Here is a 10,748-nt window from a genome sequence, read left to right on the forward strand (position 1 = left end):
TAGTGACCGACCAGTCGGAATGTGCCTGACCGGGCAGCTCACCTTTCCTGACCCGGACTCCCACCCGCCCGCGGGCGCGGCGCCCCGATCGTGTGGTTCCGGGCCGTCAGTTCGGGTTCGTGGCGCGGAAGGAGCGGCGGTAGCTGACCGGGGAGACGCCGACGGTCCGTTTGAACTGGCGGCGCAGCGTCGTGGCGGTGCCCATGCCGGTGGCGCGGGCGACGGCCTCGACGCTCTCGTCGGTGGCCTCCAGCAGTTCCTGGGCGCGGCGTACGCGCTGGGTCAGGAGCCACTGGAGCGGCGTCTGCCCGACTGTCGCCCGGAACTGCCGTCCGAGGTGGCGGGGGCTGGTGTTCGCCCGGCGGGCCAGGTCGGTCACCGTCAGCGGCCGGTCGAGGCGCTGCTGGGCCCAGGCGAGCAGGTGGGCGAGTCCGTGGTCGCCCGCGCCGGTGGCCCGCACCGGGGTGGAGACGAACTGGGCCTGCCCGCCCGGCCGGTGCAGCGGCATGACCAGGCGGCGGGCGACCGCGTTGGCGACGGCGGCGCCGTGGTCGAGGTGGATCAGGTGCAGGCACAGGTCCACGGCGGCCGCCTTGCCGGCCGCCGTGAGCACGCTGCCGTTGTCGGTGTACAGCACGTCCGGGTCGACCAGGGCCCGCGGATGGCGCGCGCTCAGCTCCGCGGCGTGCGCCCAGTGGGTGGTGGCCCGGCGGCCGTCCAGCAGGCCCGCGGCACCGAGCACGAACGCCCCGGTGCACAGGGAGGCGATCCGGGCCCCCGCCGCGTGGGCCGCGCGTACGGCCTCGACCAGCTCCGGCGGCAGCGGGGCGTCGACGTCGGCGCACGCCGGCACGATCACGGTGTCGGCCTCGGCCAGGCGGTCCAGCCCGCGGTCGGGCTCGACCGTGAACGGGCCGACCCGTACCGGTCCGGGCCCGCAGAGCTGGACGTCGTACCAGCCCTCCGTGGTCTCGCCCGGGGGATTTCCGAAGATCTCGTAGGCCACCGCCAGCTCGAAGTGCAGCAGGTGTCCGACGGCGGGCAGGGCGACGGTGGGCATGTCCGAAAGTGTACGGGTGATGTCGTTCCGGACCATCGTGTTCGGCTCGGTTCGCGGCGAGAGTAGGTCCCAGAGGGAAACGGGAAGAACGGCGAGACGGGGGAACGATGAGCGAGCGGACGGCAGTTGTGGTGTACGGGGCGACGGGGCACACCGGCCGCTTCGTGGTGGCGGAGCTCAGGAGGCGCGGCTTCGCCGTCGTCGTCTCCGGCCGTGACGGGGGGCGGCTGGAGACGCTGGCGGCGCAGTGGCCGGACGTGTCGGTGCGGCCGGCCGCCGTGGACGACCCGGAGGCACTGGACCGGGCCCTCGCCGGAGCGGAGGCGGTCGTCAACTGCGCGGGACCCTTCGCGGTGACGGGCGGCCCGGTCGTCGAGGCGGCCCTGCGCGCGGGGATCCCGTACCTCGACGTCGCGGCGGAGATCGAGGCGAACGCCGCGATGTTCGCCGACCACGCGGAGGCGGCCCGCACGGCGGACGTGCCCGTGGTGCCCGCGATGGCCTTCTACGGCGGGCTGGGCGACCTGCTGGTGACCGCCGCGCTGGGCGGAGCGGTGGCGGCGGACTCGGTGGACGTCGCCTACGCGCTGAGCAGCTGGCGCCCCACGGAAGGCTCCCGGAAGGCCGGCGAGGTCTCCCGCGAGCGGCGCGCGGGCCGCCGGGTGCGGTACGCGGACGGCGCGCTCCAGTACCACGACGACGCGGTGCGCGAGACGGACTGGCTGTTCCCGGAGCCGCTGGGCCGGCGCGCGGTGGTCTCGGAGTTCACGATGGCCGACGTCGTCACCGTCCCCAGCCACCTGGCCGTGCGCGACGTCCGCACCCACATGTCCGTCGAGGCGGCGCGGGAGGTGGCGGGGGCGGACACCCCGGCGCCGGAGGCGGTCGACGACCAGGGCCGCTCCGACCAGACGTTCTTCGTCGACGTCCGCGTCCGCGTGGACGGCGTCGAGCGCCGGGCCACGGCGCGCGGGCAGGACATCTACGCCGTCACCGCGCCGCTGGTGGTGGAGGCCGTCCACCGGGTCCTGTCCGGGCGGACCCGGACCACGGGCGTGGCCTCGGCCGGCGCGATGTTCGACGCGGCGTCCTTCCTGCGGGCACTGGCCCCGCACGTGACGGTCGAACTCCCGCACTGAGCGGGGCGTACGGGCCCCGGGCCCCGGGCCCCGGGCCTTGAGCCGGATCAGCCGGGTGCCGGGTGCGCCGTACGCGCCCGGCGTCAGCCGCCCGACGCGATGCGGTACGCGCCCGGGGTGGTGCCCGTCCAGCGGCGGAACGCGCGGTGGAAGGCGGTGTCCTCCGAGAAGCCGAGCCGGGCGGCGAGTTCCGCGATGGGCTCCCCGCTCTCGGCCAGCCCCGCGATGGCCGCGTCCCGCCGGACATGGTCCTTGAGCTGCTGGAAGGACGTGCCCTCCTGCCGGAGCCGGCGCCGCAGGGTCGCCGGGGAGACCGCGAGGCGGGCCGCGACCTCGCCCAGCTCCGGCAGCCGCGGGGAGTCCCGCAGCCGTTGGGTCAGGCTCCGGCGGACCTGTTCCGCGACCGTGGTCCCGTACTCGGGGCGCGAGAGCAGGTCGAAGGGGGCCCGGCGGAGCATCGCGTCGAGCGCGGCCTCGTCCCGGACGAGCGGCGCGGTCAGCCAGTGCGCGTCGAACGCGGCGACGGTCAGGCCGGCGCCGAAGCGGACCGGGCAGGCGAAGAGGGTGGCGTACTCGGCGGCGTGCGGCGGCGGGGGATAGGCGAAGGCGGCCTGGGCCAGGGGGATCCGGCGGCCGATCAGCCAGCTGCTCAGCCGGTGCCAGATCGCGAGGACACACTCGCTGAGGAAACGTTCCTCGTCGCCGTCGAAGGCGTTGCGGACCGTGAACCGGGCCTGCCCGTCCGCCACTTCCAGCGCCAGCTCCGGCCCGCCCGGGAACAGTCCGTAGAAGGCGGCCGCCCGCTGCGTCGCCGCCCCCAGGTCGCGGCAGCCGAGGCAGGCGTGGCACATCATCGCGAAGGTCCCCGGCCGGCTCGGCACGCCCGACAGCCCCAGGAACTCGTCCTGCGTGGTCCGGTACAGGGCCCGGAAGAGGCGCGCGAACTGCGCGGGCGTGATCCGCGCCCGGTCGTCGCCCAGCAGCAGCGGCGGGATCTGCGCCTCCTGGAGCAATGGCACCAGGTCCAGGCCGCCGCGCCGCGCCCCCGCGAGCACGGCGCGGACGTGGTGCACGGTGATCGTCCGCCTCCCCATGGCTTCGAAGGTAGCCCCAATGAGCGCTGGGGTCAGCGGGGGTGACGCTTCCGGTCATGCCGGACGGCGCGTTGTGGTGCCTAGCGTCGGGGGGCGGGGGTCACCTGACGCGGGAGGGCATGCGATGGACGGTCGGCCGGGCACGCTGGCGGAGTTCACCCAGTGGACCGAGGAGAGGTACGGGCCCGCGCCCGCGCTCCGCTTCCGGGGGCCGGACGGGGCGTGGGTGATCCGGAGCCACGCCGAACTCGCCGAGGACGTACGGACGGTGGGCCGGGGGCTGCTCGGGCTGGGGGTCGCGGCCGGGGAACGGGTCGCGGTGCTCGCGGAGACCCGGCCCGAGTGGACGTACGCCCACTTCGGGATCCTCGCGGCGGGCGCGGTCCTCGTGCCGGTGTACCCGACGGCGGGGGAGGAGGAACTGGCCTGGGTCCTGGCGGACTCGGAGGCGGTGGTGGCCATCTGCGAAGACGCCGCCCAGGCGGCCCGGGTCGAGGCCCTGCGGCCGAAGCTGCCCGCGCTGCGGGAGGTCCTGCGGATGGACGCGCCCGACCGGCCGCCACTCGCCCCCGCGCCGGCGCTCGCGGCCCGGGCCGCCGCCGTGGCCCCCGGCGACGACGCCTCCATCGTGTACACCTCCGGGACGACCGGCCTGCCCAAGGGCTGCCGGCTCACCCACGGCAACTTCGGGGCCGTCCTGGACGCCACGCTGCCGCTGACCCCGGGCGGGCCGGGGGACTCCACGTACCTGTACCTGCCGCTCGCGCACCTGCTGGCGCAGCTCATCCAGTTCACCACCCTCCTGGAGGGCGGGGAGCTCTGCTACTTCGGCGGCCGCGTCGAGGACGTGGTGGCCGAGCTGGCGCAGGCCCGGCCCACCCACCTGCCGTCCGTGCCCCGGCTGTTCGAGAAGGTGCACGCGGTGGTGCTGGCCCTGGCCGAGGGCGCCGAGGGGGGCCGGGAGCGGTTCGAGGAGGCCGTACGGCTGGGCGTGCTCGCGGCGGACGGCCGCCTTCCGGACGCCGGGCGGGCGGCGTACGAGGCGGCGGAGGAGTCCCTCTACGCGCCGGTCCGGGCCGCCTTCGGGGGCCGCCTGCAGTGGGCCCTGACCGGCGGGGCCCCGATCGCCCCCGCCACGCTGGACTTCCTGCGCGCCTGCGGCATCCAGGTCTTCGAGGGCTACGGAATGACCGAGTCCGGCGGGGTGATCAGCCTCAACCACCCCGGCGCCGTCCGCTACGGAACCGTCGGCCGCCCGGTGGCGGGCTGCGAGGTCCGCATCGCCGGGGACGGGGAGGTGCTGGCCCGGGGCCCGATGATCTTCCCCGGCTACCACGCCAACCCCGCGGCGACGGCCGAGACCCTCGACCCCGACGGCTGGCTGCACACCGGTGACCTGGGCGAACTCGACGCCGACGGCTTCCTGTCCATCACCGGCCGCAAGAAGGAACTGATCATCACCTCGGCCGGCAAGAACATCACCCCGACCGAGGTGGAGTTCGCCGTCCAGGCCGCCTCCCGCTACGTCTCGCGGGCGGTCCTCATCGGCGACCGGCGGCCCCACCCGGTGGCCCTGATCACCCTGGACGCGCAGGAGCTCGCCGCCTGGGCGGCCCGGGAGTCCCTCGACCTCGGCACCGCCCCCGGCACCCACCCGGCCGTACGCGCCCTCGTCGCCGAGGCCGTGGCCACCGCCAACGCGGCCGTCTCCCGCCCCGCCCGGATCCGCGCCTTCCGGGTCCTGGACGAGGAGTTCTCCATCGCCGCCGGGACCCTCACCCCGACCCTGAAGCTGCGCCGCCGCGCCGTCGCCGAGCGCTACGCCGCCGAGATCGACGCCCTGTACGAGGACGGCACCCCGGGCTAGGTGACGGGACCTAGCCCAGGGCCCGGCGCAGCCGGTCGAGGCCCTCCGCGATCTCCGCCGGGGTGTGGGCGGTGAACGACAGCCGCAGCGTCCGCGGGTCGGGGGCGCCCGTGTGGAAGGGGGCTCCCGGGACGTACGCCACGTCGTGCGCGACGGCCGCCTTGAGCAGGGCCGTCGCGTCGTGTCCCGCCGGGAGCCGGGCCCACACGAACATGCCGCCCTCGGGACGGTTCCACTCCGAGCCCGCCGGGAGCGCCTCGCCCAGTCCCGCGAGGAGGGCGTCGCGGCGGGCCCGGTACGCCTCCCGGACCCGGGCGACGTGGACGTCGAGGTCGGTGGCGCCGAGGTAGTGGGCGGCGGCCAGCTGGTCCACCGTCGAGGTGTGCAGGTCGGCCGCCTGCTTGGCGACCACCGCCGCCCGGCGCAGGGCCGCGGGGGCGCGCAGCCAGCCGAGGCGCAGCCCCGGGGCCATCACCTTGGAGAAGCTGCCGAGCAGGGCGGTGCGGTCCTCGGCGCCCGGGTGGGCGGCGAGCCAGGGCTGGTGGGAGCCCTCGTAGCGGAGGTCCCCGTACGGGTCGTCCTCCACCAGCCACAGTCCGAGCCGGGCCGCGGTCCGCGCCACCTCCGCCCGGCGCTCGCCCGGCAGGGTGCGCCCGGTCGGGTTCTGGAAGGTGGGGACGGTGTACAGCAGCTTCGGCCGCTCCCGGGCGGTGATCTCGGCGAGGGCGTCGGGCAGCAGCCCCTGCCCGTCGCAGGGGACGGGTATGACGCGGGCTCCCGCCAGGCCGAAGCACTGCAGGGCCGCCAGGTAGGTGGGGTTCTCGACGAGCACGGTGTCGCCCGGCTCCAGCAGGGTGGCGGCGAGCAGGGTGAGGCCCTGCTGGGAGCCGGTGGTGACCAGGACCTCGTCCGCGCCGGTGGCCAGGCCCCGGGCGCGGGCCCGGGCGGCGACGGCCTCGCGCAGCTCGGGGGCGCCCTCGGTGGTGGAGTACTGGAGCGCGCGGCCGGCGCCGGGCCCGCTGAGGACGGCCTCGTAGGCGGCCCGCAGTCCGGCCGTGTCGAAGAGTTCGGGGGCGGGCAGGCCCCCGGCGAAGGAGATCACCCCGGGGCGTTCGGTGAGCGCGAGGATCTCCCGTACGGGCGAGCCTCCCACCGAGACCGCGCGGGCGGCGAAGGGCGGCGGGGCGGCGGAGGCGATCGGCACGGGGACTCCTTCGGGAGGCGGGTGGCGCGCAGCCTAGCGGTGAAAGGTGTAGACGGCAGCTACCGTCCACGGAGTGAACGGCCCAGACGTGAACGGCGTCCACATGAACGGCGTCCACATGAACGGCGTCCGCCCCCTCCCCAACTGACGCAGCATCAGATAGACCGGTGTCATGACCAGAGACGAGCGAGCGGCACGCGCACCAGAGGACACCCGCGCCGGGGACTACGCCGAGCTGGCGGCCGTCGGCCCGTACGGGGTCCGCCCCGGCCACGCCCTCATCACCATGGTGGAACCGCACCCGGGCCACGAGTACGCGTACAACCGCTGGTACGAGGACGACCACTACTACGCGGGCGCCATGGCCATGCCCTGGATGTACGCGGGCCGCCGCTGGGTCGCCACCCGCGACCTCCAGGAACTGCGCTACCCGGAGAAGTCGGCGGTCGCCCAGCCCGTCGGCGCGGGCTGCTACCTCTCCACGTACTGGGTGACCGAGGGCCGCTACGACGAGCACATGAAGTGGACGGTCGGCATCAACAAGCGGCTGAACCGCGACGGCCGCGTCTACCAGGACCGCACGCACGTCTTCACGGCCTTCCAGGACCACGAGGCGACGGTCTACCGCGACGGGGCCGCCGGGCCCCGGGACTTCCACGCGCTCGACCACCCGTACGCCGGGCTCGTCCTCCAGGTCGTCGACGCCGACGGCCCCGAGCGGCGGGAGGAACTGCTGGAGTGGCTGCGCTCCCGGGCCCTGCCCCGGCGGCTGGCCGGCTCGCCCGCCGCGATGGTCACCGCCTTCCGGCCGACGCCGCTGCCCGGTGACCGGATGACCTACGTCAAGCAGGTCGAGGGGGTCGGCACCCGCCTCACCCTGCTGTGGTTCCTGGAGGCCGACCCGCGCACCTGCTGGGACCGCTTCCAGGGGCTGGACGCGGAGGTCGCGGAGTCGGGGCTGGGCCGGGTGGAGCTGGTAGCCCCGTTCATCCCGACCGTGCCGGGCACCGACCGGTACGTGGACCAGCTGCGCTGAGCGAATGCGCCGATCGTCGGGGGCCCGGCCGGCCGCGGGCATGACCGAGCCCCCTCGGCCAGGACGGCGGACCGGTCGAGAGGGCTTCAGTCAGTGGCGCGGAAGGAGCCGTTGGGTGGGGGGCCGAAACGTTCAGGCGAGGCGCCCGGGCCGACCCTCGGTGACATCGGCGACGAAGGAGGTCCAGGAAGCCGGCGCGAAGGTGAGGGAGGGACCGTCCTGCACCTTGGAGTCGCGGACCGCGATGGCCTCCATGACGGGGGACTTGACCTCGACGCAGGCGCCGTTTCCGCCGGAGTAGGAGGACTTGGTCCAGATTTCCGTGGCGCCCTGACGAATAGCCATGTTTCTCTCCGGTTCAGCGAGTAGTTCCGGTTTCGTGCCGGTCATTTCCCTGACCGACGTGATCGACGCTACCGGCACCTCTCGATGGCTGAAGGAGGCATTCACTCGACCGGGTGGCATATTCCATTCAGGCCTTCTGTGGCCGGGGACCGACGGTGTACCGTACCGGCCCCCATGCCACATCCGGCCACATCCGTCACTCCGCGGTGACTCCCCGGTCACTCCGCGGTTACTTCGACGTCTTGCCCGCGTAGTGGTCGATGATCTCCGAGATGAACTGCCGCGTCTGGTCCACATTGAGGGCCTGGGCGCGCAGGTGCTCGTACATCACGCTGTATTTCTGAACGTCGTTGGCCTTCTCCAGGTACAAATCGCTCGTGACGCCCTCGATGTAGACCACCGTCGAGTCCGAGGCGTCCGGGAATTCCAGAATGGCGTACTGGCCGTTCACCCCCGGATGCGCGCCCATCGTGAAGGGCATCACCTGCACCGTGATGTACGGCTGCTGCGACTGCTCTATCAGGAACTCCAGCTGCCGGATCATCAACTGCGGGTCGCCCACGTGCCGGCGCAGCGCCGCCTCGTCGATCACCGCCCACAGGCGCAGCGGTCCGACGTCCGGGTTGTTGTTGTCCGTCTCCGAGAGCCGCTTCTGGCGGTGCATGCGGACCTGGACGCGCTTGTCCACGTCGGCGGGAGCCGTCTCCGGCAGCGCGCCGCGGATGAGGGCCTGGGCGTACTCCGGGGTCTGGAGCAGGCCGGGAACCATCTGCGGCTCGTAGGTGCGCAGGCTGGCGGCATCGGTTTCGAGCCCGATGTACACGCTGTACGGGATGTCCCCGAAGGCGTGCCACCAGCCCTGCTGGCGCGAGTCCTTGGCCATCTGCATGAGCGAGTCCACGAGCCGGGGGTCCTCCACCTCGTACACCTCACACAGGTCGCGGACGTCGCGCTGGCTGATGGACCTTCGGCCGTTCTCCAGCCGGCTGATCTTCGACTGGGAGACGAGGAGGCGTTCGGCGACCTGTTCGGCCGTCATGCCCTTGTCCTCACGGAGCTTGCGCAACTCCATGCCCAGTCGGCGGCGTCGGACGGTGGGATTGACATTGGACGCCACGGGGACGGCACCTCCGCCTTCTTCTGTCGCTGTCTCTCTGCGTGTCTGATGTTCAGCAGACTGCCACCGAAGGGTGCGACGGCGCTGGGGAACGGCTGGGAAAAGCAGACACGCGGGGTGGCGGAACCGGCTCACCGGTCCCACCACCCCGCGTGCTGGCGGCTTCCGTGCCGGGTCTTTGGGGGACGCCGGTCACGGTGATCTGTGCCCCGCTGGTGGATCAGGGGTGTCGCGGGTCGTGCGTGTGGTGCGGGTGCTGCGTCGCTGTTCCGCCTGCCCGTTCTGCCTGTTCCGCCTGTTCCGTCGTCAGTGCGCGGCCGCGCGGGCCATCGCACCCGTCCGGCGCGGCTGCAGCGGCACACCGCTGCTCGCCGTGGCCCGGGCGGCCGGCTGGGCCGGAACCCTGTCGCGGCGCGGCTGGGCGGCCACGCCGTTCTGGACGTCCATGACGGCGTGCGCCACCAGACCGCCCATCGGGTCGTGCCGGATCAGGTCCCGCAGCCGGGATCTGGACGAGCGCCCCTCGTTGCCGGGGTACAGGTGCTTGCCGAGTCCGACCGCGTGGGCCAGTGCGGCAAGCGCCGCGGTCCGCGGGTCCGGCGGTACGCCGGTGCGGATCGCACTGTCGAGCCGGGCACGGATCTCCCGGCTGATCGCCGTATCGGTCGCCTGGTAGCGAGTCGTCGGCAACACTCCGCACATCTGTCCTGCGACGGCATGCACCATGCCGCAGCGCTCCAGGTGGGCGAGGTAAATCTGGCGGAGCCCCAGCCGGGGTCCACCGATCCAGTGGACGGCCCGTACCGGGCTGCCGCGCCTGCGCAGCAGTTCCAGTGCGGAGTCCAAAGTCGGATCTCCTGTCGGCCGTGGCATCACCACGGCGATACGATCCCCGTCAGGGGCTATCCGTCCTGCCAGAGCCAGCTCCACTAGCTGTGCCCCGGCCAGGCCGAGGTCGAGCGACTGCGGCTGCGCCGTGGTTCCCGTGGCCGGGTCCAAGGCGAGCAGCAGAAGCTCCTCCGGAATCGTTCTGCGGCTCTTGCCCATCCATGCCTCCCCGCGTGGATGAGTGACAGGGTGACGCCTCTCACATTCATCTGTCGAGAGCGCCTGGCCGCTTTGCGGGGGAACCTGCAGCTATGTCGTTCTCGTCTAGCACGGGGGCGATGCCCCCTAGACGGGACACTGTTAGACGGTTCGGACAGTGACCGGACGGCGATCGAGGAGGAACGGTGGCGGGCGAGTCCCCCGACAAGTCGGTAGATGAAGGAGCGTCGGGGGCGGCGGAGTCCTCCGGGGAAAAGGACCCGAGGCTCTCGGTCTTCCAGCCCCCGGTACGCCGCGATCCGCTGAAGGAGGCGGTGGCGGCATGGGTCGCGACCGTCGAGTCTTCGGGCCCGGCGGACCGGCCGGAGCCGGCGTCCGCGACCGCTGACGCGGGTACGGCCGCTGCCGCTGCCTCCGGCGCGGGCACGGATGCTGACGAGGCCGCTGACGAGGGCACGCGTACGCGTACGGGTAAGGCCGCTGATGCCGGTGCTGACGCGAGCCCGGAGACGGACGCGGCCGCCGACGCGGACTCGCGTGCCGAGGCCGAGGACGAGGACGAGGCGGTCAAGGCCGCCGGCGTCCCGGAGCCGTCGTCCCCCGGTCGGGTGGACCCGGCCAAGCCCGCCGCCGCGGTGGTCCGCCAGGCCGTCCCCGCGGATTCCGCTTCGGCGGACTCCGAGAAGGCCGAGAAGCCGTCCGATTCCGCTCCGGCGGAGGACGGGGAGCCGTCGCGGGAACCGCGTACGACGAAGCCCGCTGACGCCGGCAAGACCGACAGCGAGCGCACCGCCGTCTTCCGCACCGTCAAGCCGGCCTCCGACGCGCCGAAGAAACCC

Annotated in this window: 9 protein-coding genes and 1 pseudogene; 4 read left to right on the forward strand and 6 right to left on the reverse strand. The window is 73.6% G+C overall.

Annotation, left to right across the window (positions count from 1 at the left end; translation table 11 throughout):
* Nucleotides 1-106 precede the first annotated feature (106 nt).
* Nucleotides 107-1,060: a GlxA family transcriptional regulator gene (locus tag ACFV0Q_RS11250; protein ID WP_385003833.1), complete on the reverse strand. Its 954-nt coding sequence runs from the start codon at nucleotides 1,058-1,060 to the stop codon at nucleotides 107-109.
* 107 nt (nucleotides 1,061-1,167) lie between these two features.
* On the opposite strand from ACFV0Q_RS11250, the gene ACFV0Q_RS11255 reads away from it, so the two are divergent.
* Nucleotides 1,168-2,199, forward strand: coding sequence for a saccharopine dehydrogenase NADP-binding domain-containing protein (locus tag ACFV0Q_RS11255; protein ID WP_385003835.1), 1,032 nt, complete (start codon nucleotides 1,168-1,170; stop codon nucleotides 2,197-2,199).
* Between the two features lie 83 nt (nucleotides 2,200-2,282).
* Here ACFV0Q_RS11255 and ACFV0Q_RS11260 read toward each other — a convergent pair whose 3' ends face one another.
* The gene (locus ACFV0Q_RS11260) at nucleotides 2,283-3,293 is read right to left on the reverse strand and encodes an AraC family transcriptional regulator ligand-binding domain-containing protein (protein ID WP_385003837.1); all 1,011 of its coding nucleotides are present in this window, start codon (nucleotides 3,291-3,293) and stop codon (nucleotides 2,283-2,285) included.
* A 124-nt stretch (nucleotides 3,294-3,417) separates the two neighbouring features.
* Between ACFV0Q_RS11260 and ACFV0Q_RS11265 the strand changes: the two genes are divergently transcribed.
* On the forward strand, nucleotides 3,418-5,160 hold the full coding sequence (locus tag ACFV0Q_RS11265; RefSeq protein WP_385003839.1) for an AMP-dependent synthetase/ligase: 1,743 nt from the start codon (nucleotides 3,418-3,420) through the stop codon (nucleotides 5,158-5,160).
* Nucleotides 5,161-5,170: 10 nt separating this feature from the next.
* Here the strand turns inward: ACFV0Q_RS11265 and ACFV0Q_RS11270 are convergent, their stop codons facing one another.
* A complete protein-coding gene (locus tag ACFV0Q_RS11270) occupies nucleotides 5,171-6,364 on the reverse strand; it encodes a PLP-dependent aminotransferase family protein (RefSeq protein WP_385003841.1) in 1,194 nt (397 codons plus the stop codon).
* Between the two features lie 172 nt (nucleotides 6,365-6,536).
* Here ACFV0Q_RS11270 and ACFV0Q_RS11275 point away from each other — a divergent pair, with 172 nt between their 5' ends.
* Nucleotides 6,537-7,400, forward strand: a complete 864-nt coding sequence (locus ACFV0Q_RS11275; protein WP_385003843.1) for a hypothetical protein — start codon at nucleotides 6,537-6,539, stop codon at nucleotides 7,398-7,400.
* 132 nt (nucleotides 7,401-7,532) lie between these two features.
* Here the strand turns inward: ACFV0Q_RS11275 and ACFV0Q_RS11280 are convergent, their stop codons facing one another.
* The 3 genes from ACFV0Q_RS11280 to ACFV0Q_RS11290 form a co-directional block, all read right to left on the reverse strand.
* Nucleotides 7,533-7,745, reverse strand: a complete 213-nt coding sequence (locus ACFV0Q_RS11280) for a DUF397 domain-containing protein (protein WP_385003845.1) — start codon at nucleotides 7,743-7,745, stop codon at nucleotides 7,533-7,535.
* A 229-nt stretch (nucleotides 7,746-7,974) separates the two neighbouring features.
* Entirely contained in the window at nucleotides 7,975-8,862 is an 888-nt protein-coding gene (locus tag ACFV0Q_RS11285; RefSeq protein ID WP_385003847.1) for a helix-turn-helix domain-containing protein, read from the reverse strand.
* Nucleotides 8,863-9,168: 306 nt separating this feature from the next.
* Nucleotides 9,169-9,909, reverse strand: a complete 741-nt coding sequence (locus ACFV0Q_RS11290; protein ID WP_385003849.1) for a GPP34 family phosphoprotein — start codon at nucleotides 9,907-9,909, stop codon at nucleotides 9,169-9,171.
* 185 nt (nucleotides 9,910-10,094) lie between these two features.
* Here ACFV0Q_RS11290 and ACFV0Q_RS11295 point away from each other — a divergent pair.
* Nucleotides 10,095-10,748 (forward strand): annotated as a pseudogene (locus ACFV0Q_RS11295) (hypothetical protein); the annotation flags it as partial.

This window comes from Streptomyces sp. NPDC059564, assembly GCF_042735575.1.
Taxonomy (GTDB): Bacteria; Actinomycetota; Actinomycetes; order Streptomycetales; family Streptomycetaceae; genus Streptomyces.